A 25,367-nucleotide genomic window follows, 5' to 3' on the forward strand; every position below is an offset into this window, starting at 1 on the left:
CTTATAGTTTATAATATAACTTTCAATTATTGTATCCCCATATAAATAATCATCATTACAAGTTAAGTATTTCATATAAAATAGCATTAAAGAGACATCCCAATTGATGATTCTGTCTCTTCGTGAAACTTATATCCTACACTATTATAAACTGACAATGCTCTTTTGTTTGCACTCCAGACTTCTAGTCTTGATTCCTTGATATTTAAATCCTTTAACCCTTGAAAGGCTCTTATAATCAGATTTTTTCCAACACCTTGCTTTCTCCATTCTTTTGAAACAAATAAATCATCCACCCAACCATATTTATTGTTTAATCCATCTTCCTTTACGATAATAATAATATTACCTACAATTTCTCCCCTATGTTTAGCTGCTATACTGAACCATTGATTTTCCCTTCTTAATTCCTTTATATCCTCAATGGAATAGCCTCTAACAAATACTTCGTTTTGCTTTTCTACTAACTGTTTTATCTCATCCTCGTCTATAAATTCAAGAGTAGCAAAGTCTATACCCTCAATATCTGTAATCTGGAAACGCTCCTCAGTTATTTTTTTCTTTATAATATGCATTCCTTCATCATGGTTAAAACCTTTTTTAGAAGAATAATATGCTATATTCTCTTTATTGTCTGAAAAACAACAATGATAGATTCTTACATCAAGCTCCTTATTTTCTTGTCTTATTACTTGTGATTTCTTCATTATTTCATCAAAGATTTGATCTTTTAACTCACTTTTATCTATAACATCTTTTACTTTAATATCAATGTAGATATTTAATCTAGGCCTTTCATATAAATCAGATTCCATAAAAGGTGAAATTATACCTTCCCCTACTAAGTTATTGTCTTGGTCATAAGCTTCTATCATATGTTTTTTTTTACTATCTTTAATTTTATACATCATAGTTCCCCCACTTTTTAAATTTAATTTTCACTTAAATGTTTTATTATATAAACTATGCTCTTACTACTAGATGAACTTATTACTTTTTCTTCAAGTGATTATCTTTAATAAGAAAATTATAACATATTATACTAATAAAGTATTATTCAAATTTATAGTTATCTCATTTTATCTAACAATTATTCATCACACAATAAAGTTACATCTTACCCATGCAAATTTCCGTATATTGCATGTCATATACACTATTTTAAATTTAAGCTTTTGTTATTTATTTCCATTTAATTAACTTTTTAAAGAAATTTCACATTTCATATTTACAATTATGTAAATTTGTTCTAATATATAAATAACATAAATTTTTCATTTAATTATTACATATAATTATGCATAAAATCTTTATGCATTCTTTCATAAAAGTGATGAACTACTTTTATAAACATCTTCAAAAATTATTCATCCAATTTTATATAATATAATTTATCTATTATCACATAATTAATTTTCAAACCCCATGTTAAAATTACAATTTTCCATAATATTATATTTGAGATAACCAACTTTAATAATTTCATATTTTAGTTGTTATCTATATAGACAAAACACACTTCATATCATAAGTTACAATTATAATAATTTAAAAGGAGGGATGTACTATTTAGATAATTTTCTATTTATTTTATCTCTATTAAATTCTAATTTTTAGGAGGGAATGTATGAAAAAATTGTTTAAATCAAAACTATCAGTATTTTTATTTCTACTGACATTTTTAGTTACTCAATGTTTCTTCGTATTTAATACTAGAACCACTTCTAGCCTTGACAATGATGGTAACTCAAATAGCACTGATGATGTTAGTGTTACTGTGTTAGAGTCTGATTCTCACCATACAGTTGTAAAATTTGATATTAATAATTTTAGTACGGACTTAGTAAACATTAACAATAAATCTTACTATAATATTAATTGTGAGGGTACTAGCTTACCTCTTGAAGAAGGGGCTCCTGAACTTCCTCGCATATGCAGAAATATAGTTATACCAAATGATGCCGACGTTAAGTTAACCGTTATATCATCAGAGTATAAAGACTATAAAAAACTCCCTATAGCTCCTTCAAAAGGTTCTATAACAAGGGATAAAAATCCTGAAGATATACCTTATAAATTAGGTAAGGAATATAAAAATAAAAACTTTTATCCTTCAGAATTAGTTTCTTTTAGTGAACCTTTTATAATGAGAGAATTGAGAGGGACAACTATTACATTAAATGCATTTCAATATAAACCTAAAAATGAAACTTTAAGAGTTTATAAATCCGTAACTGTAGAAATAATAACAGATGGTAAATCATCATTAAATTCACTTACCACTTCAAGATCTAATAAAATCACTTCTGATTTCGAACCTGCTTATTCAAACACATTTATTAACTACAGTAATGTAAAAACTCCTACTCATCGTTTAATGAATAATCCTTCAGAAACAGGCTCTATGCTTATCATATCTTATGATCAGTTTAGTAGTGCTATGAATTCCTTTATTAATTGGAAAAACTCCAGAGGAATAAACACTACATTAGTAAATATGTCTACAGTATCATCATCTAATAATCCAACTGAAATAAAAAATTATATACAAAACTATTACAATCAACACCCTGAATTAACTTATGTACTTCTTGTGGGTGACTATGCACATGTATCCTCTCCTACTTACTCTACAGGGGTTTCTGATCCTACTTATACAAAGGTTGCAGGTTCAGATGATTATCCTGACATATATGTAGGCCGTTTTTCTGCAGAAAGTATTGCAGATGTTGAAACTCAAGTACAAAGATCTATTGAGTTTGAACAAAATGGTTATAATACAGCTGCATGGTTTAAAAAAGGTGTTGGTATAGCATCAGACGAAGGTTCTGGAGAAACAGATATACAACAAATGGATAGTATAAAGAGTAGACTTCTAAATGCAGGTTATACTCAAGTGGATAGTATATACGATCCAGGTGCATCAGCTTCTTCTGTTACCAATAGTCTAAACCAAGGCAGAGGTATAATAAATTATTGTGGACACGGTGCTGAAAATTACTGGGTAACAACAGGCTTCAGTAATACCAATATAAAAAATCTTCAAAACCCAGGACAACTTCCTTTTATTATAAGTGTTTCTTGTGTAAGTGGTAAATTCCAAAGCGGTACTTGTTTTGCAGAAACTTGGCTTCGCTCAAAGAATAGTAACGGAAACCCAATAGGTGCAATAGGAACATTAATGTCAACAGTAAATCAACCTTGGATACCTCCTATGAATGGTCAAGACGGAATAATTGACTTACTTTGCAATAACAGTAGGGTATCACTAGGCGGCTTGTGTTACTCTGGCGAAACTAGAATGCTAGATAACGGTACAAGCAGTGATTTGTTAACCTTCAACACTTGGACATTATTCGGTGACCCATCTATACAAATCCTACCAGACTCTACAAATCCAACGGATCCTACAAATCCAGAAGAACCAGCAGACCCATATGAACCAAACGATTCTACTTCCCAAGCATATACTATAAATAGTGGTATAGATTATAGTTCATATATATATTCAAATACAGACGTTGATTATTATAAAGTAACAACTAACAAATCTGGTGTTATATCTGCAACATTAACAAATCTACCATATGACTATGACTTATATCTCTATAACTCATCAGGAAAAAGAGTAGCCTCTTCTACTAAAAGCTCAACATCAAATGAATCCATTTCTTATTCAGCACGTACACTAGGCACATACTATCTTAAAGTTGTTGGATATAATGGTGCTCATAGTACTTCTACTAAATATAACCTAAATGCAAGTTATCCTATAGCTAACTAAATCTATAATATATAAAGGGGTGCTTGTAGCACCCCCTTAGTATTTAATCTATATTTTAGCCATAAAAAATAACTATCTTAAATTAATAAAATGGTTATTAATGAAGTCATTAAATTTTTATCTATACCGGTCTTCGTTTTAGTATGTTAATATCTACTTCATGTCTACCTGTCATATCTTTTAATACTTCTATGCTTTCTTTTACTTCTTTAACATTTTTAGAAATGTTTTTTATTGATTTCTCAATTAAGTTTGTCTTCTCTTCTATTATTAAATCTGTGCTTTTAAATGAACTTTCATTTTGTTCCCTATGTGAACTTTGTACTTCTACAATCATATCTATATTTTTTTCTATAGCTTCAATTTTTATTGAATTCTTCTTTATCTCACTTTTAACACCATTAATTTCTGTCTCAAGTCTTGTTTGACCTTCTAACAGCTTTACAAGTATATCTTCAATTTCTATATCCAAAACCATCACCCCAACCGCAGATTTTTTATTTAATAACTATAATATGAATACATTATTAAATAATGTATTCATATTATAGTACTTATCATGTTATAGTTCAAGCTAAATTCTTATATCTTGCATATATTATTTACCATCTTTTATATATTTATACATACCTTATTTATTCATTAGCCCATAAATAATTGTTCCCATTAATTTTTTTAATATACCAATAGGAACTTGAGGTGAGAATACACCTTTACTCATATCTTCACTATGCCAGTAGTCATAGTCTGCACTTCCTTCTTCATATTTCTCCTTTGACATGGCTTTCCAAAGATTAAACATAACTACTGATTTTAAGGATGGTTTATGAATCTTTTTAGATTTTAATTCCTCACTAAATTTTTTTCCACCCTCTAATACCTTTATTTTATTTTTCTCTGTAAGTTCCCTACTTCTATAAGCAATTGGTAAAGTTTGAACATGATTAAATCCCCAGTAGTTTAAAACACTTCTCACATAGTTTGCAGCATCCTTATGACCTGCGCCAGCTGTGGTGGTTATTATTAAAGCCTTCTTTGTAAATAAACTTGGTCTATGGAAATTGTAAGACATATGATCTATAAAGTTTTTTAGTAATCCACTTATTTGCATAGAGTATACGGGAGAAGTAATTATTAGTGCTTCTGCTTCTTTAATTTCTTTCACAATTTCACTCATAATATCTTTGTGGGGGCATTTATCTTCGCCCTTATAAATGCAATTAAAACATCCTATACATATGGGAAGATTTTCTTTTCTTAGCTCAATATCAATAAACTCTATGTCTAAATTTTTTCTTATTTCTTCCTTTATTAAGGTTAATACATTCCATGTATTTCCTCTTCTTGGACTACCATGAATAACTACACATTTCATATTATTATCTCCTCATAGTCATAGTATATATACAATATTTTACCATAATTAGCCTAACTAATGTAAAGAAATACTATAAAAAAGAGGAAGGTAGATATACTTATATAAATATATCTATCCTTCCTATAATATTATCTATCTAAATAATAAATTTAGTTATTTATACAATTTCCTCTACCAGCACCTTTTCCTTGGCCAGCTCCTCTACCTTGACCTACACCATTATCTAAGCCTTGATTAAGTCCATAGCCTTCCTTGTTTTCTCTATTCATGCCAGTCCCATCACAAGTAGCACTATTTTCAGCCATTTCAGCTTTAATTTCTTCTCCTCTTTCTGCAGTTATTGTTCCTCTTTCTACCGCTGCATCTACTCTTTCATATTTCTCTTGTAGCATAATTTCCTTTGCATCTTCTAAAGTCTTTCCTTCTTCTACTAAGCTTTGAACCTGAGTGGCTCCACCATTTCTAAAAGCTCCTCCTAAATTTTCCTCCGCAAAGGCCATAGTTGCTCCCGAAGCGGTAATTACTCCTACTAGTGCTAAGGCTATCATTGATTTTTTCATATTAAATCCTTCCCTTCATTAATTATTTTTTATTTTCTTTACATCTTTATAATAACAAGGGAATGTTACATTAATGTTACAACAATCTAATAGTTAGATTAAAATAAGTATACATTTTTATAACCTTAAGCTTATCCAAAATTCCACACCATATTTTCTATTCTTTACCCCATAGGTACCCTCATGAAGATTTACTATTTGTTTCACTATGGCTAAACCTAAACCTAGACGTTTTTCTTTATAGTTTCTTACCTTATCTACCCTTATAAACCCTTCCCAAATCCTAGTAAGGTTATCATCTTCAATGTTACTGCCACTATTATACACAGAGATTACTACATTATCTTCAATTACTTTTAGATTAATATCTATTATTTTATTTTCATCTACATGGCTAAGGGCATTATTAATATAATTTTGTACTGCTTGCTCTAATCTAACTTCATCCACTATAATAGTAATATTTTTACCTTCCGTAAAGTTAAGATTTATGTTCATTTCTTCGAATCTAAATTTATTTTTCTCTAGAGTTTTTTTCATTAAACTATTTATATTTACTTCTTTTTTATTTAATTTAAAGGTATTTGATTCTAGTTTATATAAGTCTAAAAGATCATTAACTATGATTCCTAATCTTTCTGTTTCTTCACCTATTACATCTAAATAATATTTTCTATCCTCTTCTGAAGATATAAACCCTTCTTGTAGTGCTTGAATATAACCTGAAATAACAGTTATTGGACTTTTTAATTCATGAGATACGGAGGACACAAATTCCCTTCTGGCTAATTGATTTTTCTTTTCATTATTCATCATAGTCTCTAACTCTAAATTCTTTTCTTTTAGATTTTTTAAGGTTTCTTCTATTTTATGGGATAAATTATTAACACTTTTAGCTAGTGTTCCTATTTCATCAATACTCTTTATATTTAAATCCTTACAAAAGCTTAGTTCTTCTATTTTTCTAGTTTTTTTAGTTATTTCTATTACTGGTTTAGTAAATTGTCTTGAAAATAATGCTGTAATAAAAAGTGCTATAAATCCAACAGGTATCATTATCATAAATAAAAGCTTCATAGATTTATTTACTGCATCATCAATAATAGTAATTGGTGTTTTAACACTTATCTCGTAAGTATATACATTTTTCCCCACGGCAGTTAAGAACTCTACACCTGTATATCTATCAAGGGTTATGGTTTCACTTATTCCCTCTTTTTCACCTATAAATTCTATAACTTCAAACCTCTGCTGCCCATTCATCATATTATTTTTACCCATTTTATGGCTAGAAAATATACTTTCTGATGTCAGTACATCTTTAATATCTATTTGAACACTATACTTCTCTGAAAGTCCTTCTAACTTCCCATCCACTCTATTATCATAGTCTTTATCTATATAGTTTTTAATCTCTTCAATTACATCATTCATTTCCTTTAACTTTTCTCTCTGAAAAAAGTCTTTATATGTGACTCCATAGGTTGCAATCCCTAAAATAAAAATACTAAATATGAGAACTATACCAGAAAATAGCTTTAATTTAATTGATTTCATCATACTTCTCCAAACTTATATCCGAAACCTCTTATGGTCTTTAGATACTTATTATAATCTTCCAATTTATTTCTCAACCGACTTATATGAGTATCTACAGTTCTAGTATCACCAAAGTAATCTTCATCCCATATAACTCTTAGTAGTGTTTCTCTGCTTATTACTTTATTTACATTTTTTATAAAGTAAATTAATAGTTCATATTCTTTCGGATTTAGTTCTTTCTCCTTACCATCTATTTTTACCATGTGACTTTCTTCATCTACTTCAATTCCTTTAAATACAATACTCCCCGCCTTAATAATTTTACTTTTTAAAAGTCTATTAACTCTAGCAAGTAATAGGGCTATGTTAAATGGTTTAGATACATAGTCATCCACTCCTATATCAAAGGCAAAAAGTTCATCTAAATCACTATCTTTAGCCGTTAATATAATTATAGGTACTTCTGATATCTTTCTAATCTCTTTACATACAATCCATCCATCATAAATAGGCATCATAACATCTAAAATTACTAAATCAATGGTATCATCAAAGTTCTCTAAAGCAAGCTTACCATCCTTTGCAGTAATTACTTCAAATTTATTAAAAGTTAAATAATCAGCAATAAGTCTTAAAATTCTCTCATCATCATCAGCAACTAAAATTTTCATAGGAACCTCCTAATATAATATATCATCTTTATTTTATACCATTATAGTATAAAATAAAGTGTATGTCCCCAAATTATTTTAGGACATACACTTCATGGTTCAAATTATTCAATACCTCTAGTTAATTAATCTTCCAAGTAAATCATTGCTTCTTTTAATGAAATCAGACATCTCATCAGCACCTAATTGTCCATGACTTATCATAGCTAAGTCATAAACATGGTTACAAATATCATTAACCAAGTCTTTTTTATTTTCATCTTTAGATAAATTAAATAGTTTTTTAATTAATGGATTTGAACTATTTACAACTAAAGTCTCTTCTTTAGGGAACATTGACATATCCCCTCCTCCAAACATCACACTCATCTCAGCCATTCTTCTAGATTGTTCTGATAGAGTAATCATAGCAGGGACTTCTTCTGTTTTAATAGGCTCTATAGAGATTTTTAGTTGTTCCTTATTTATAGAATTCTTAAATATCTCTTCTATAGCCTTGTTCTCTTCGGGACTTTCATCTATTGCATCAGCCTTTAATATTTCTGTTAAGTCAGAGTCAATTCTACTAAATTGTACTCCTTCCTCTTTACTCTCCATTAAAGTAATAAAATGACTGTCTAGTGTGGTATTTAAAATCACAGCTTCTAAGTTATTGTCTTTTAGCATTTTAATATATTGAGACTGTTGCTTTTCATCATTAACATAAATAACTTTTTTATCATGATTTTCCTTATTGTTTTCTAGATATTGTTTTAATGTTACATGGTCTCCATTAGTAGTTTTGAAAATCAGTATATCTTTAACCTTGTCATAGAATTTTTCATCTCTTAGACAACCATATTTAATAAAGATATTTATATCTTTCCAAAAGTCATTGTACTCATCTCTATGATTTTTAAATAGAGATGTAAGTTTATCAGCTACCTTATTTACAATGTGTCTAGAAACCTTTGATACATTACTGTCCTTTTGTAGAAAACTTCTTGATACATTTAAAGGAATGTCTTCGCAATCAATAACACCTTTTAATAAAAGTAAAAACTCAGGAATAACTTCTTTTATGTTATCTGCCACAAAAACTTGTTTATTATAAAGTTTCACTTCTCCTTCTGTAGCTTCAAATTCATGTTTTAATTTAGGGAAGTACAATATACCTTTTAAATTAAATGGATAGTCTACATTCATATGAATCCAAAATAGCGGATCATTATATTCATTGAAGACTTTTCGATAGAACTCTTTATACTCTTCATCTGTACAATCCTTTGGAGCCTTCATCCATAATGGTTTTGTATCATTTAAAGGAGTTTTTTCTATATCCTTCTCTGAATCCTTATCATCTTTTTTCTCATTCTCATCTATTAGATAAATCTCAACAGGGAAGAAGTTACAATGTTTTTTTATAATTTGCCTTAATTTATAATAATCTAAGAATTCATTACTATCTTCACTTATATAAAGAGTAACAGTTGTTCCTCTAGAAGTTCTTTCAGAAGATTCAATTTCATATTCTGTACCGCCTTCACAAATCCACTTAACAGCTTCTTCGCCTTCCTTATAAGATAAAGTATCAATTTCAACTTTTTCTGATACCATAAAAGCTGAATAAAACCCTAATCCGAAATGGCCAATTATGCCTTTTCCTTCATCAATTTTATCTTTGTATTTAGATAAAAATTCCTCAGCTCCTGAGAAAGCTACTTGATTAATATATTTTTTCACTTCCCCTGAAGTCATTCCTATACCGTTATCTATAAACTTTATAGTTTTTTCATCTTTATTTAAGGATACAGTAACTTCGTATTTAGACTCCTCCACAGTTGCTTCTCCAAAGGTCACTAATCTTTCTAATTTATTAATAGCGTCGCAACCATTACTGATAAGTTCCCTTATAAATATATCCTTATCAGAGTATAGCCATTTTTTTATAATCGGCATTATATTTTCAGTGTGAATTGAAATGTTTCCATTCTCTTTAAGCATATATATCTCCTCCAAACAAAAATAATAAAATTTTATACTGAACCGTATAAAATATTTTATACCTAATTCTATATAAAATAAAGAATATATTGTGAATTTTTTGTAAAAATATCACATTTACTCTGCTTGAGTTAGTAATCTTTTCATTATATCTCTCAATTTTCTTTCTTCTAATTGGTCATTTCCAATGATAACAATAACTTTTATATCTTTATCTGATTGATCCCATTTATAAGCCTTTGCATCGATAATAGCTTCCTCTGGAATAAACTCTTCCATATCTAAGGCCATCTCTTCTGCTAAACTGAGATATTCATCAAAAACATCGTCCTCTTCCATTTCACTTAAATTAAAATCATCATATTCTTCTTCTATAATCTCATTTAAGATTGAGATTTTCACACTTAAGCAAAAGGCATGAACGTCTTCTCTTTTAGTTCCCTTTGTCATATCCTTAATTACTTTAAAATCAGTTTTACTTTCTATTATTTCTTTCATCTCATCATTATGAATTACATTTTCACCAAATAATACATACATTTATATCAGCTCCTGTTAATTAATTCTTAAGTTTTACATGCACATCATTATATCACATATATAGATTTTAATTAACAACTGTATAGATTTTTTAGAAGTTCTACTTATTTACTATGAGTAAAAAGAGCTTCTTCTCAAAAATAGCTCACTAAAACTTACAAAATATTGAACCTACACTTTATTATAAGTGTAGGCTCAATATTAATTTAACATTTAGCTTGTTTTGACCTTATTTTACTCTTGGTAATACTTCTTTTTTAAAGAAACTCTTTGCCGTTAAGCCTGATACACTGAATACTTCTCCGTCATCAATTTTTACAGATACAGCATCAGAACAATGACCTAAACAAAATACTGCCTTTAAGTCTACTTTATCAGAAAGATTATATTCTTCAATGCTCTGTTGAAAAGCATTTATAACATTATAAGATCCCTTTACATGACAGGCGCTACCTATACAAACACTTAAGTTTACCACAGCGTTTACTCCCCTCTATTATAATTCACATGTAATAACTTATGAACTTTTCCCTTTAATAATCCTGAATAAAGAGACATCATTACTGGATTTTCTTCTGAACGTTTAAGGCTACTCATCTTATCTGCTGCATATAAACCTTCTCCACGTTTTTGCTTTCCTTCGAACATAGTAAATGGTTGTCCTGCTCCACCTACACATCCACCTGGGCAAGCCATTACTTCAATAAAATCATAATGTGTTTCTCCTGATTTTATCTTTTTCACAAGGTCATCAGCGTTTTTAAGACCACTAACTACAGCAATTTTTAAATCCTTGTCATTTACTGTAATACTAGTTTCCTTTACTCCAGACATTCCCCTTACTCCATTAAATGCTATAGTTCTTAGTGTAGATACAGATTTATCATCTAAAACTCTTCTTAAAACAGCCTCTGTAACTCCACCTGTAACTCCAAATATAACTCCCGCTCCACTACTAACACCAAATGGCATGTCTACAGCTTCTGGTTCTATCTCTGAAAATACAATTCCGGCTTCCTTTATCATAGCTATAAGCTCTTGAGTAGTTATAACATAATCTACATCATTAACTCCATCAACTTTAAATTCATCTCTATCAGCTTCAAATTTCTTAGCTGTACAAGGCATTATTGCTACATTAACTATTCTTTTACTAGAATGACTATAGTGCTCCTTTAAAACGGAACCAAACATCTGCATAGGAGATTTACATGTTGAGATATTACTCATCATCTCTGGGTAAGTTCTTTCTACATAGTTAACCCAAGCTGGACAACAAGAAGTAAATAAAGGAAGCCTTTCATTATTTTCTAATCTTGAAATAAATTCTCCTGTTTCTTCTAGTACTGTAAGATCAGCTCCAGTAGATGTATCGAATACTTCATCAAAGCCCATTCTCTTTAAAGCTCCAACGATTTTACCCATTACATTTTCTCCATCTTTTTGTCCAAGCTCCTCACTTATTCCAACTCTTACTGCTGGAGCTATTTGCACTACTACCTTAGTATTTTTATCACTTAAATCTTTCCATAATTTTTGTGTATCATCTTTTACTACAATAGCTCCTGTAGGACATACTGCTGCACACTGACCACAACCTACACAGTTTGATTCTGCTATAGGTTTGTCAAAAACAGTACCTACACTCATCTCTGCTCCTCTTTTTATAAAGTCAATGGCACCTACATTTTGAATTTCATTACACATTCTTACACAGTCACCACAAAGTATGCATTTACTCTTATCTCTTACTATACATAAAGATGATGTATCTAATTCGCTTTTTTCTGCTGTATTGTCAAATCTTACTTGTCTTATTCCAAAGCGATGTGCTAATTCCTGTAGTTTACAATGTCCATTTTTCTCACAGGTAGTACAATCTCTACAGTGATTTGAAAGTAATAATTCTAATATATTCTTTCTGTATTTTCTTAATCTAGGTGTATTAGTATATATCTCCATACCAGCTTTTGGTGGTGTAGAACATGCAGCTTCAATTCCACCCCACTTATTTTCTACCATACACATACGGCAAGCTCCATATACAGAAAGCTCTGAGTAATAGCATAAAGTTGGTAAATCTATTCCTGCTTTTCTAATAACCTCTAAAATATTTTTTTCTCCCTTTATCTCCACTGGGATATCATCTATAATCATAAATTGTTCATTCATTCTATTAATCCTCCTTTATAGCTTTAAAGGCACAAGCTTCAATACAGGCACCACATTTAATACATTTATTTTTATCAATTACAAAAGGTTCTTTAACCTTACCTGAAATGGCACCTACTGGACAAATTCTTGAACATTTTGAACAACCCTTGCAAAGGTCTGCATCTATATAGATAGTCTTAAGTTTTTGACATGTCTTGGTTGGACATTTCTTATCAATAATATGAGCTTCATACTCACTACGGAAATTCTTTATTGTACTTACTACTGGGAATGCTGCAGTTTTTCCTAATCCACATAAAGCTGTAGAAGATATTGTATCTGCAAGTTCTAGTAATAAATCAATATCTTCAATTTCACCTTTACCTGCTACAATTCTCTCTAATATTTCAAGCATTCTCTTAGTACCTTCACGGCATGGTATACACTTACCACAAGACTCATTTTGAGTAAAGTTCATAAAGAATCTAGCTACTTCTACCATACAAGTATTTTCATCCATTACAACTAGCCCACCAGAACCTATCATAGCTCCAGCTTTCTTTAAAGAATCAAAATCTAGTGGTAAATCTAAATGTTCTTTTGTTAAACAACCACCTGAAGGACCTCCAATTTGAACAGCTTTAAACTCTGCTCCTCCTCTTATTCCTCCACCGATATCAAATATTATTTCTCTTAAGGTTGTACCCATTGGAACTTCAATAAGTCCTGTATTTTCGATGTTTCCTGTTAATGCAAAAGCTTTTGTTCCATTATTCTTTTCTGGACCCATGGTTTTATACCAATCTGCTCCCTTTTCAATTACTATAGGTACATTAGCAAAAGTTTCTACGTTATTAAGTACTGTTGGTTTTCCAAACAATCCTTGTTCTACAGTTCTTGGTGGCTTAACTCTAGGCATACCTCTTTTTCCTTCAATAGAAGCTGTTAGTGCACTTCCTTCTCCACATACAAAAGCACCTGCTCCTTTATTGATTTTTATATCCATACTAAAACCTGTACCAAGAATGTTCTCACCTAATATTCCATACTTTTTAGCTTCTTCTATAGCATTCTTTAATCTGCTAACAGCAAGCGGATATTCTGCACGTACATATATATATCCTTCCTGTGCTCCACAGGCTACTGCTGCAATCATCATTCCCTCTATAACTCTATGTGGGTCTCCTTCCATTATGCTTCTATCCATAAAGGCACCTGGATCTCCCTCATCACCATTACATACAATGTACTTCTCACCCTCAGGTTGACGTTTTACTTGACCCCACTTACGTCCAGTTGGGAAACCACCGCCGCCACGGCCTCTTAAATTAGAATCATCGATTTCTTTTATAATTTCATCTGAAGTCATATCAAATAGTACTTTTTCTAAAGCAGAATATCCACCTATAGCAAAATATTCTTCTATAGATGTAGAATCAATATGACCACAATGTTCTAATGCCAATCTAGTTTGTTTTTTATAGAAAGGTATTTCATCTTGGGTTCTGTAAACCTTACCATCTTTTTCATAAGCCAATCTATCTACACATTGACCTAAAACAATAGTCTTATCTATAATTTCTTCACAATCCTGTGGCTTAACCTTTATGTATAAATATCCCCATGGTTCAATTCTTACTAGAGGTCCCATCTCACAGAATCCATGGCAACCACTTTTTTTAATTCCAACAGATTTTTCATGAGATTCTTTTTCTAATTTAACCTCGCATCTTATATCTTTTTCCTTCATTAGTCTTACAAACTCATCGTATATTTCTAATGAACCACCTGCTATACAACCAGTACCTCCACATACAAGGATTTTTACCTTTTCGTTGTGAAAGCTTTCTTTATAGGTATTTCTTATATTAATTAAATCCTCTCTATTAAGAAGCATATTATTTGTCCTCCTTAAGCATATTTAAAAGTTCTATTGCCTTCTCAGGAGTCATAGCCCCATAAACCTTGTCATTAACAGTTAGTGCTGGTGCTAAACCACAGGCTCCAAGACATGAAACCGTTTCCACAGTAAACATTAAATCATCTGTAGTAACTTTGTTTTCTGAAAGATTCAATTCGCTTCTTAGCTTCTCTAATATTGGTATAGATTTTCTTACGTGACATGCTGTTCCATCACATATTTTTATTACATATTTCCCTTTAGGTTCTAAAGAAAAGTTTTCATAGAATGTAGCTACGCTGTAAATTTTTGCTTCACTAACACCTAATTTTTTAGAGAAATATGGAAATATTTCCTCTGGAAGATATCTATATATCTCCTGAGTATCTTGTAATATAGCAATTATATTACTAGGGTTATATCCATGATTTTTTAATATAACATCTAGTTCTTCATAATTAAAGGATGTATTCATTGTTTTCCCCCCTACAATGCTTGTTAAATTATTATCACTATTACATTTTATACTGAATTTTCAAATATTTCAATACAAAATAATAATTATTTTTTTAATTAATTTCTATATATTATATTAGCTATGTAAACTATTATTCCTGCATTTTTTATATTTACTTTAATTTTACATTAATTTCTATATATGATTTTTATATATTCTCTATATTCCATGGGTATTTTTGGAAGATTTATAAAATAAAGTAGATATACTTAACATCCTGTGTTAATTAAATATATCTACTTTAAAAATTTACATCTTTAACGAGTTAAAGTTTATGAAAAGAACCTTTCAGACTCTGTCAAAAATATAACTAATGCCAATAAGTCCGCTGCTCCTCCCGGACTCACATTTTCGTCTATACACTGCTTTTCAAAGTCATGGGCTGCTTTAATTCCTTCTTCGCTATTGAAGCCCCCCAAGTTTAAAATTTCATAGGCACGTCTTTGAACTTCACGAAGTTTTTCTATATTTTGTCTATGTACAATGGTACTATCTTCTACTTTACTAATCAACATAAGCAATGTTTCAGAATACAAATCATTTCCTTTGAGATTAGAACTTTTATGTTTGGGTATTATTTCCTGGAAAATATTTTCAAGACCGTTTTTTATTTCTCCCCTAATTCCAACAAAACCATATTTTAAATATAAAGTCTCTCCATGTGTTAATTCTTTCTTTTTATGCAAATCTTTAAAATCATCCAATATATTTTCACACATATCCTTTAGTATAATTTGAACTTTATTAAAGGATACTTTCTCATAAAGAGCTTTACCTAGCGCAGTAGCCACTACTCCTATTAAAAATATCATTCCTTTATGGGTATTTACTCCTTTAGTAACTTTAAACATAGTCTCTTCGCATTTTATTCCAATAATTCTAATAGCTTTAAAAATATTTTTTGGAGTTTCATAGCTATATCCCGCTTCTACCATTTCCTTTATAAAGGGTGCTATGGCAAAACTACTCTCTAAAAATGTATAGTAATCCATATCTTTATGAGACCCCTTTGTAACAGGTGAAACTAATCCATAAGAAGGCATAGTTGATACCTCTGTAATCATTGATTTAAGGGCTAATTGAGATATCTCATAGGACAATCTATCTCTTTTATATACATAACACGTATATTCTTCATACTTACTAATAAAATACTCTTTTATCCTCTCTATACTATGCTTTTGACTTCTAGAACATATTCTGGCTTCTTCTTCACATAAAAAACATTTTCTAGGTTCTAGGCCTATGTCACTTCTAGATACTCCACGCAAGGACGGCATCAATGGATCACTATCATCAAGATAATATACATCTATGTCTACACATCTACCTAATATATGATTTTCTTCCATATATATAAGTTGCTTTTTTACTTCAATGTTATCAGTATTAAAAATGAAATGACCTATAACTCCTTCTTTATTCTTATAGATTTCTTTACAAATTATATTTTTATTATGAAATAAATATATATCCTCACAAACTATCTTGGCAATTCTATCTGTAATATAATTAGATTTTTTTATACCAGGATAGTTTACTCTTACAGTGGCAAGAGTAACTCCACCAGATGTATTTCTCAGAAGTTGTTCTTGATATAATACTCTCTTTTCTCTATGATTTAAAAATTCATCTATTTCTGTATAGTCCATATTAATGTAAGGATAGGCAATAATTATCCTATCTCTTTTCCCCTTCCTTACTATGATAAAATTAAATGTTTATATTGTATATTAATTAGCCTTCAATTTTTGTCATAGGAAATATTTATTATTTTAATGAGGCAAATCTCTAAGTTTAAGCTTCTCTATAATATCTTTCCCTAGGCTGCTTGTTAAAAATTCATAGGTAGTTAATGGGACTAACTCCCTTACTTCTTCTAGTCTATCTTCTTTAAGTAATTCTCTAACTCTAGACGCACTTATAGCTTTATTTTCTATCTCGCATCTCTCTATAATTTCAACTTTCACACCGTACTTAGGCAATACTTCTCTTAAAGTTTCATTATAAGTATTGGTAACATTGCAGTAAGGTTCACTTCCTACATATCTTTTAGTTATATTTAGTTCCTTACAAAAATATTTTCCAAAGACGTTTCCATCTATTTTAGTATATTCTTTTAGAATGTCGTCATCTTTTCTTAAAAAATAATTTGGAAAAGTAGCTGATGATATAATATAATTCCCACCAGGTATTACAGTTACATTATTAAATTCCTTAACTCCATCTTTTATTAGTTGAAATCTAACTTGGAATGGAAATGAGGACTTCTCTTCTTCTACCACAAAAATTATAACATTTTTATTATCCATAGCTGCTTTCTTAACTATATATTTATGTCCTAATGTAAAAGGATTACAGTTCATAATTAACGCAGCATATTGCTCTTCATCCTTTAATTCATAACTCTTCTTTATATTTTTCAACTCGCTATGGATATTTTTATTCCCTGCTTCCAATAAACTAACTTTATCCGTATCAACAATTACCTTATATCCAAGTCCTTGAAACAGAAAATTATTCGAAGGCTTTGTAAAAATAAAGTTATGGTATATGCCTTCTTCAAAGAGTTTATTAGTGATATCAGTAATAAGTATATTTGATATACCTTGACCTTGATGATCCTCACTTACGGCAAAACATTTAACGATATTATTTTTCTTAGAACAGGTAGCTATTATTTCTCCCTCTTCCTCTATTATTAAAGTATAATCTACATCTTCATATTTAAGGGCAAATCCCCTTAAAAATTCCTCAACCCTATTTACTTCTATTTTAGAATTAAGATTTATTTTTTGAGTGTTATAATACATTTCTTCACCTCATTTAATAAATTACATCCTATCTTAATTTTATAAGTTAAAGTATTTTCTTACAAAGGATATTATTAGTAATGCAATAATTACAATAATTACTGAAAACACAGCATCAAATCCACTTTTAAATTCATATTTCTTTTTTCCTTTAGATATTTCTTCTGCTTCACTAAACATTCCTTCTGCATGAGCTTCTTGTAAAATTTCTTTATTTGTTTTTCTATTTTTCTTTTTACTCATATCTTTCACTCCATTATAAGTTTATAACTATTAGGATACTTACATTGTATCATAATATAAAAAGAGTGTTGACAGCAACACTCTTTTTATATTTATTTTCAAAATCTGATTTTAGAAGAACATACCAAAGGCTATACTTGCTAATATCAGCATTATTCCTCCACCAAGACGAGAAGAAATTTGTGCAAAGGACATTAAATCCATACGTTTTGCTGCTGTAAGAACCGCAACGTCTCCTGAACCTCCACGGTTTGCCATACATAATCCAGCTGAAATTGCTGTCTCTATTGGGTAGAATCCTACTAACCACCCTACAATTCCTGATCCAAGAATTGCTCCTAAAACTATTAGGCCTGCTATAACAACGTTAGCTATACTAAATGCTGCTATAAGTTCTCCCAGATTTGTCATAGCTATACCAACTCCAACCATTACTACTAGTAAGAATTGTTTAGAGAAAAATCCTTGAAGCTTTTTAGCTCCTTCTTTTAATTCTAATGGAATTATATTAGCTACATTAGCTATAGCTACTAAAATAACCATCCACGCAAATCTATGAATATCAATTTTAACATTGATTCCCATTAACGTAAATTCCGGTATAATTAAAGTTTTTGATAAAATATTTCCAAGTACATAAAATGCACACGCAAGAATTAGTCCTGCTGCAACTTCTCTAGCTGTAACTTTAACTACTCTAGTTTCTTCTAATTTAGATATATCTTCTGCATTTCTTATTAATTCACCATGTCCATTAAATTTAGCTCCAGCTTTAGTTTCACCCAATTTATTTAATACTGACGCTGCTATTATAGCTATAATATTAGCTATTGTAAGAATTGATAGAGCAAAGGATAACCATGCTGCTGGATCCCCACCAGTAACACTTGAGTAAATTTCACTCATTGGAATTGCTCCTGCTCCAGTACCACCACCCATTATTGGAAGTACATACTTAGTAGCTATTTCTGACATAGGAATACCAAATATAGCTCCACCTAAAGCTCCTAATACAAATGCTGCAATTACTCCACCCAATATTGCTGGAATATATCCAAGGAAAGCTTTCATAAGTAGTTTCCTATTAACTGATAATATTGATCCTGTTATAAGTACTGCTATAAATAAGTCTAAGAAATCTGCGGTATCCATGAATATTTTTACAGCTTCAACACTTGCTTCTGGTATTATCCCATAGTAAACTAACGCTGCAGATCCTAGGAAAGCAAGGATTGGCCCTCCTCCAACATACTCTTTCCATATTGGAATTCTATCTCCAATCATAGCAAATAATATACCTACTGAGTATAATAGTGCAAAGGCACCTACAGAGTTTTTAGGTAAAAAACCTTTGATTGCTGCAAAGAAAACTACTACTGCAACTCCTGCAAAAATGTACCACGGCATGCCGTATACTTTAAATGGACCTTTTTTTTCTTCAATAAGATTTTCTGGCATAATTAATCCTCCTAAAATTAAATTGTATAATTTCATTACTAGGCCTTACTTTTAGTAAGTCCTAATAGGGTTAACAAGTTATTTGTTTAAACCTTTCAAATCAAAGATAATATCTAGCTTACTTTTTAAGCTTTTTAACTACGTCTATAATACTTCCATCTCTGTATTCAATTACTGCTACTACTTCATCAGAGAACTCTAATTCCTTAGGAACTCCTATTAGCTTAACAGCAATTTTTCTTAATTCTTCCATAGTTATTAATGGAAGGCCTGCCTTCTTAAACTTGTTGATTAAATCTTGTCTTCTTGGATTTACAGTTACACCATAATCTGTAACAACTACATCTACTGTACTACCTGGAGTAACAATAGTAGTTACTTTTTCAATTATAGTTGCAATTCTTCCTCTTGTAAGAGGTGCTACTAAAATTGATATTTCAGCATTAGCTGCTGTGTCACTATGTCCACCTGATGCTGCTCTAATAACTCCATCAGAGCCAGAAATAACATTAACATTAAAATCAGTATCTATTTCTAATGCACTTAGGACAACAAAATCTAATTTGTTAACTGCAGCTGATTTATTAAATGGATTAGCATAAAAATCTGCACTAACTTCTATATGTTTTTCATTTTTTCCAATGGACTCTGCAGCCTTTAAATCAAAGCATTGGACATCGAATAGTGTATCACAAAGTCCCTCTTCTAAAAGATCTACCATAGGTCCTGTAATTCCACCTAGGGCATAACTTAATTTAATATCTCTTTTCTTTAATTCTTCTTTAACAAAACGAGTAACTGCTAGAGATGCTCCACCACTACCTGTTTGCATAGAAAATCCATCCACAAATCTTCCAGATGCAAGCATTACATCAAGTACTCTTTTTGCCATTAAAAGCTCTTTAGGATTTGATGTAAATCTAGTTGCTCCAGACATTATCCCCTTTGAATCACCAATTTCATCAACTACAACTACATAGTCAACTTTAGTTTGTGGAATGCTCTGTGGGAAGTTGGGATAATCAACTAAAGTATCTGTTACTACAACTACCTTATTAGCATACTCTGCATCTACCTTTGCATAACCCAAAGATCCACATATGGATTTTCCTTTTACACCGTTGGCATTTCCCATGCAGTCAGCAGATGGAGCTGCTATAAATGCTACATCTATTTTCAAATCTCCTTCTACAATAGCCCTAGCTCTTCCACCATGAGAACGAATAACTGCTGGATGCTTACCTAAAATTCCTTCAGATATTGCAGCTGCAAGTTTTCCTCTAAGACCACTGCTTTCAATTCTATTTACAACACCATTTTCTATATGTGCTACAAGTCCATCATGAGCACTTGTTAAAGAACTTGATGCTACTCTTAAATTTTTAATACCCATTTCTGCCAATGTATCTACTACCATCATTAAAAGCTTATCTCCAGCTCTATAGTGATGATGGAAAGAAATAGTCATCCCATCTTTAATTTCACATTTTTCTATAGCAACTCTTATAGATTCTACTACTTTAGTTCTCTTTACTTGCTCTTTTAAATTTTCACTATCACTTTCAACCATAGTTCCCTTTGGTTGATTAATAAAGGGAGTTTCATAAACCTTTCTATTCTCATATCCCGGTATGCTATTTAATAATTCTTTGCTTACTCTATTACTCATTATCTTCACCTCCAACTAAAACCCCCGCTGCTTTAGCAAGTTCTAAAACTCTTTGAGCTCTCTCTATAATTGGTTTATCTACCATTTTACCGTCTACAGTAAATACTCCCTTATTTTCACGTAAAGCTTCTGCTGTAGCATCGACTATCTTTTTAGCTTTAACTATTTCTTTTTCACTAGGAGTATATACACTGTGTATAAGCTCCACTTGTCTTGGGTGAATTAATGACTTACCGCCAAATCCCATTCTCTTAATAAGATTAGCTTCTTTTAGGAATCCTTCATCGTTATTTACATCTGAATAAACGGTATCTAACACTTCAAGTCCACAAGCTCTTCCTGCCATAGCAATCATTCCTCTTGCCACATAAAGCTCATCTCCCTCTGGAGTTCTTGTTGTCTTCATACTAGTTACAAAATCCTCACCACTTAAAGCCATACCTATTAACCTTTTAGTTGGAGATTTTGCTATTTCAAAGGCATGCATAACTCCTAAAGCCGATTCAATAGCTACCATTATCTTTGTTGAACCAATTTCTCTTCCACAAACCTTCTCTATTTTTTCTATTTCTCTATCTACAGTCATAACATCTTCTACAGTTTCAGTTTTAGGAATTCTTACAACTTCAACTCCACCTGTAACTATTGCTGCTAAATCTTCTTGCCAAAATTCTGTATCTAAACCATTGATACGAACCACCGTTTCTATACCTAGTTCTTTATAGTAATCTCCTAGATTTTTTAACATATTGTGAACTAAAAATCTTGCAGAATCCTTTTCTGATATAGCAATTGCATCTTCTAAGTCAAACATTACTGAATCAGGTTTGTATATGTGTACATCTCTTATGATTCCTGGATTATTTCCAGGAACAAATAGCATCGAACGTCTTAGTTTCATCTTAATCTCCCCTTACATCCATTTATATTCCTTGTTTTCAGCTGATCTATGAACTGCAGTCTGAACTCTACTTTTTATTACAGGGTTGATTGCACCTTTATCATTAGCAAACACCTTTGCACTTTCTACCCCCAAGGATTTAAGAGTTTCTTTGATAACTGCTTCTATTTCTTCTCCAAATTGTGCTTTAACAGTACTTTCTAGAGTAATTTCTATTCCAGCAGTTGAGGGTTCAATTATAATTTGAATATCACTGGATTCCAATGTGCCAGCACTAGCTACTGTTTTAAGTTCCATATTTACGCCTCCTGATTAAAAATATTCAATAGTTTTGTATCCCTTTTCATACTTTAAATACTCTTTGTATACATCTTGTTTATAGTGTATACAATTCATTTGTAAAAATCAATAGAAAATTGAATATTTTTTAAAAAATTTTCGTAATTTTAAACTTGCTATAAAGCATAAAAAAAGAATTGTTAATACAATTTTAGTATTAACAATTCTTTATGTTTTATAGTTAATCGTTTATAAACTACTATTTAACCACTGCATTTTGAAAAGATTTTTTAGCACATGTAACATGAGCTCTTGCTCTTTCTTCAGCAAGTTGCTCATCTCCAACTTCTATAGCATCTACAATTTCTATATGCTCTTTAAGTGCATCTAATTTCCTTTCTTTTGTCATTAAACTAATCTTTCTTAGGCTCTGTAAGTATTCATATATATATTCCATTTGTGATATTAGCCTTTTATTATTACAAGCATCTAAAATTATTTTATTAAATCTATTGTGAACTTCTACATATTCCTTTTCTTCATTAGTATCAATAAGTTTTTTCATATTTTCTATGATTTCTCTCAATTCTCTTATTTCAATTCGAGAAATATGCATACATGCTCCCCTTACTGCAAGGCCCTCTAAAACTTCCCGAATATCATATATCTCTATAGCATCCTCAATACAAATCCCCTTGACTATAGTGCCTTTTCTAGGGATATTCACAGCTAAGCCTTCACTTTCTAACTGTCTTAGTGCCTCTCTAACTGGGGTTCTACTGACACCCATAGCTGTAGCAATATTATTTTCTATTAATCTATCTCCCGGGTTTATATCTCCTGTAAATATAGCTGTTCGAAGCTCTTTAAGAACTATTTCTCTTATAGATTTTTCTTTTCCATCATCTAAATTCTTTAAAATACTACTCATAAATATCTACATCCTTAATAAAATAATTTGTGACTATACTACACATACTTTATTTTAATTATAAATTTTCATTACAAATAAAATCATTCCAATTAATATTTTAACTATACAAAAATATTAATTATATACATAAATATTACATACCTTTAACCCTTTGTCAAATTAAATCAAGTGTAATACTTATGCATATAAAGTAATTATTATTTTTAAAGGATTAGATTCTTAATTTGAAGCATCCGTTTGCTTTGGTTGATTATATTTATTAATCTGTCTTTGATTCAAAAGGTGAGATAATTCTTCCTCAGATATATCTCCAAAATTTTTAAATTCGTAGTCATTATCCTTAAAATATTTTATTATAGAAGGAAGCGCCTTAGGTGTAGTAGAATTTGAGGCACCATCATGCATGAGTACTATAGCAGTATTGGGATCTATAAAAGTTTTTTTAAGCTCCTTTTTAAAGGTAGATAAAAGTTTTTCTACAGGTACATTTGTAGAAAGAGCATCCTCAATAGATATATTCCAATCCACATAGTACAATCCCTCATCACATAATTCATTTCTAATAGCTCTAACAGTTCCCTTATCTCCAATGGTAGTGCTAGACCCTCCAGGCATTCTCATGAATTTTGAAGGTTCATGACCAAGGACATCTGTGATAGCTTTATTAGCTTTATTATAATCTTCCCAATATTCTTCCTTACTTGAATAGATGCAGTTCTTATGATTATAAGTATGTATACATATTTCATGTCCTTGTCCTTCAACTTGCTTTAATATATCAGAATTTTCTTTAGCTAGTTCTCCTATAACAAAAAATGTAGCTTTAACATTTTCTTCTTCTAAAATCTTCAGTATCTTTAAAGTATTATTGGTAGGTCCATCATCAAAAGTTAGATATACTATTTTTTTTGAGTATTCCTTGTCAGTACATTTCTTATTGTCTTCAGCTAAAGCTAAATTGAAAGTACAAAATATACATATAAGTATAAGTACAACCACAGAAGAATATTTTAATTTTTTCATTACTAATCCTCCTTATATAAATAGTTAATTATCTTAATATATATTGTGCTCTTATTTATAAAGGTATACTATTATTTTAAAGGTTAAATTAACAAAAAGAGGTTGTCTCAAATTTATTATGAAACAACCTTTGTTAAAAATAATTTTTATCTATTTTATACAATTAGCTTTAGTAATAGTTTTTATATTCTCACACATTTCTTTTAAATATTCGTAGTTAGCTATATCATAGTCAATCTCTTTTGGATTTAGAGGACTTCCAAAGTAAACTTCTGGATTGCATTGTGTTGAATGATCTTTTCTTCTAGTAAAAGAGGCTACATGAAGCTGATTAAACTTCAAAGTTTCGATCATCCATTTTACATTATGAGGTCTTACCCCCCCTGGAAGTATTTCAATTTTTCCCTTACTATACTTTATCAACTCTTTTAAAAGTTCTGCTCCATCTTCTACTGTGTTTTTTTGTCCCTTAGTAAGAATTCTTTTTACACCTAAATCAACTAAAGTATCCAATACTTTAAAGGGGTCTTTCACTACATCAAAGGCACGATGGAATACAGCTTCTCTATCTCCTATAATATCCATAAATCTTTTGCACAATTCTACATCAAGAGTACCATCTTCCCGTAATGCTCCAAATACTATACCATCAGCACCAGCTTTAATTGCTGCTTTCATATCTCGTTCCATGGTTTTAATTTCATATTCAGAATAACAAAATCCAGCTCCTCTCGGTCTTATCATTACCATAATAGGAATATCTACTGACTTTTTTGCTTCTTCAATATTACCTATTGATGGTGTTATCCCCCCCAAAAACATATTTGAATTTAACTCTACCCTATGAGCTCCAGCTTTTTTAGCTATTATAACATCTTCTAGTGAACCACAACATATCTCAACTAAAACCTTTTCTTTCATTATCAATTACCCCCATACTAACCTTTTAATATGTAATCTACTTCCTAAATATAATTACATATTAATATATAACTATCTAAGTAAACTTAATATTAAA

Annotated in this window: 23 protein-coding genes; 1 reads left to right on the forward strand and 22 read right to left on the reverse strand. The window is 30.4% G+C overall.

Annotated elements, in window-relative coordinates; all coding sequences use genetic code 11:
* Positions 1-86: 86 nt before the first annotated feature.
* The gene (locus tag IO99_RS18440) at positions 87-908 is read right to left on the reverse strand and encodes a GNAT family N-acetyltransferase (protein ID WP_051824067.1); all 822 of its coding nucleotides are present in this window, start codon (positions 906-908) and stop codon (positions 87-89) included.
* 719 nt (positions 909-1,627) lie between these two features.
* On the opposite strand from IO99_RS18440, the gene IO99_RS11475 reads away from it, so the two are divergent.
* Complete coding sequence (locus IO99_RS11475) at positions 1,628-3,784, forward strand: C25 family cysteine peptidase (protein ID WP_051824068.1); 2,157 nt, start codon at positions 1,628-1,630, stop codon at positions 3,782-3,784.
* 121 nt (positions 3,785-3,905) lie between these two features.
* On the opposite strand, the gene IO99_RS11480 is transcribed toward IO99_RS11475, so the two are convergent.
* The 21 genes from IO99_RS11480 to IO99_RS11580 all read right to left on the reverse strand — a co-directional run bounded on the left by IO99_RS11480 (position 3,906) and on the right by IO99_RS11580 (position 25,270).
* Positions 3,906-4,256 (reverse strand): hypothetical protein, encoded by a 351-nt coding sequence (locus IO99_RS11480; RefSeq protein ID WP_035133532.1) that lies wholly within the window; start codon positions 4,254-4,256, stop codon positions 3,906-3,908.
* A gap of 159 nt (positions 4,257-4,415) precedes the next feature.
* On the reverse strand, positions 4,416-5,159 hold the full coding sequence (locus tag IO99_RS11485; RefSeq protein WP_035133534.1) for an NAD(P)H-dependent oxidoreductase: 744 nt from the start codon (positions 5,157-5,159) through the stop codon (positions 4,416-4,418).
* A gap of 152 nt (positions 5,160-5,311) precedes the next feature.
* Entirely contained in the window at positions 5,312-5,722 is a 411-nt protein-coding gene (locus tag IO99_RS11490) for a hypothetical protein (RefSeq protein WP_035133536.1), read from the reverse strand.
* A gap of 117 nt (positions 5,723-5,839) precedes the next feature.
* Positions 5,840-7,279, reverse strand: coding sequence for a HAMP domain-containing sensor histidine kinase (locus IO99_RS11495; RefSeq protein ID WP_035133538.1), 1,440 nt, complete (start codon positions 7,277-7,279; stop codon positions 5,840-5,842).
* Complete coding sequence (locus tag IO99_RS11500) at positions 7,279-7,935, reverse strand: response regulator transcription factor (RefSeq protein WP_035133540.1); 657 nt, start codon at positions 7,933-7,935, stop codon at positions 7,279-7,281. Before IO99_RS11500 ends, IO99_RS11495 begins: the two co-directional genes overlap by 1 nt.
* A 117-nt stretch (positions 7,936-8,052) precedes the next feature.
* Positions 8,053-9,918 carry a molecular chaperone HtpG gene (gene htpG / locus IO99_RS11505; RefSeq protein WP_035133542.1) on the reverse strand — a complete coding sequence of 622 codons (1,866 nt, stop codon included), beginning with the start codon at positions 9,916-9,918 and terminating at the stop codon, positions 8,053-8,055.
* 117 nt (positions 9,919-10,035) lie between these two features.
* On the reverse strand, positions 10,036-10,458 hold the full coding sequence (locus tag IO99_RS11510; RefSeq protein ID WP_035133544.1) for a hypothetical protein: 423 nt from the start codon (positions 10,456-10,458) through the stop codon (positions 10,036-10,038).
* 229 nt (positions 10,459-10,687) lie between these two features.
* On the reverse strand, positions 10,688-10,936 hold the full coding sequence (locus IO99_RS11515) for a (2Fe-2S) ferredoxin domain-containing protein (protein WP_035133546.1): 249 nt from the start codon (positions 10,934-10,936) through the stop codon (positions 10,688-10,690).
* A 5-nt stretch (positions 10,937-10,941) separates the two neighbouring features.
* Positions 10,942-12,630 (reverse strand): [FeFe] hydrogenase, group A, encoded by a 1,689-nt coding sequence (locus tag IO99_RS11520; RefSeq protein ID WP_035133548.1) that lies wholly within the window; start codon positions 12,628-12,630, stop codon positions 10,942-10,944.
* Between the two features lie 4 nt (positions 12,631-12,634).
* Positions 12,635-14,509: an NADH-quinone oxidoreductase subunit NuoF gene (gene nuoF, locus IO99_RS11525; RefSeq protein WP_035133550.1), complete on the reverse strand. Its 1,875-nt coding sequence runs from the start codon at positions 14,507-14,509 to the stop codon at positions 12,635-12,637.
* A 1-nt stretch (position 14,510) separates the two neighbouring features.
* Positions 14,511-14,987: an NADH-quinone oxidoreductase subunit NuoE family protein gene (locus IO99_RS11530; RefSeq protein ID WP_035133552.1), complete on the reverse strand. Its 477-nt coding sequence runs from the start codon at positions 14,985-14,987 to the stop codon at positions 14,511-14,513.
* Between the two features lie 314 nt (positions 14,988-15,301).
* Positions 15,302-16,681, reverse strand: a complete 1,380-nt coding sequence (citG, locus tag IO99_RS18730; protein WP_084178159.1) for a triphosphoribosyl-dephospho-CoA synthase CitG — start codon at positions 16,679-16,681, stop codon at positions 15,302-15,304.
* Between the two features lie 123 nt (positions 16,682-16,804).
* Positions 16,805-17,842 carry a [citrate (pro-3S)-lyase] ligase gene (gene citC, locus IO99_RS11540; RefSeq protein WP_035133555.1) on the reverse strand — a complete coding sequence of 346 codons (1,038 nt, stop codon included), beginning with the start codon at positions 17,840-17,842 and terminating at the stop codon, positions 16,805-16,807.
* A gap of 39 nt (positions 17,843-17,881) precedes the next feature.
* On the reverse strand, positions 17,882-18,085 hold the full coding sequence (locus IO99_RS11545; protein WP_035133557.1) for a hypothetical protein: 204 nt from the start codon (positions 18,083-18,085) through the stop codon (positions 17,882-17,884).
* A gap of 111 nt (positions 18,086-18,196) precedes the next feature.
* On the reverse strand, positions 18,197-19,543 hold the full coding sequence (gene citS, locus IO99_RS11550; RefSeq protein WP_035133559.1) for a citrate/sodium symporter CitS: 1,347 nt from the start codon (positions 19,541-19,543) through the stop codon (positions 18,197-18,199).
* 118 nt (positions 19,544-19,661) lie between these two features.
* Entirely contained in the window at positions 19,662-21,212 is a 1,551-nt protein-coding gene (gene citF / locus IO99_RS11555; protein WP_035133561.1) for a citrate lyase subunit alpha, read from the reverse strand.
* Positions 21,205-22,113: an aldolase/citrate lyase family protein gene (locus IO99_RS11560; protein ID WP_035133563.1), complete on the reverse strand. Its 909-nt coding sequence runs from the start codon at positions 22,111-22,113 to the stop codon at positions 21,205-21,207. Before IO99_RS11560 ends, citF begins: the two co-directional genes overlap by 8 nt.
* A gap of 12 nt (positions 22,114-22,125) precedes the next feature.
* Complete coding sequence (citD, locus tag IO99_RS11565; protein WP_035133566.1) at positions 22,126-22,410, reverse strand: citrate lyase acyl carrier protein; 285 nt, start codon at positions 22,408-22,410, stop codon at positions 22,126-22,128.
* Positions 22,411-22,651: 241 nt separating this feature from the next.
* Positions 22,652-23,323, reverse strand: coding sequence for a GntR family transcriptional regulator (locus tag IO99_RS11570; RefSeq protein WP_035133567.1), 672 nt, complete (start codon positions 23,321-23,323; stop codon positions 22,652-22,654).
* A 222-nt stretch (positions 23,324-23,545) separates the two neighbouring features.
* On the reverse strand, positions 23,546-24,349 hold the full coding sequence (locus IO99_RS11575; protein ID WP_035133569.1) for a polysaccharide deacetylase family protein: 804 nt from the start codon (positions 24,347-24,349) through the stop codon (positions 23,546-23,548).
* 150 nt (positions 24,350-24,499) lie between these two features.
* Positions 24,500-25,270, reverse strand: a complete 771-nt coding sequence (locus IO99_RS11580; RefSeq protein WP_035133572.1) for a copper homeostasis protein CutC — start codon at positions 25,268-25,270, stop codon at positions 24,500-24,502.
* Between the last annotated feature and the right edge of the window lie 97 nt (positions 25,271-25,367).

Origin of the sequence: Clostridium sulfidigenes, from assembly GCF_000732635.1 — a bacterium.
GTDB classification, from domain to species: Bacteria; Bacillota; Clostridia; order Clostridiales; family Clostridiaceae; genus Clostridium_J; species Clostridium_J sulfidigenes.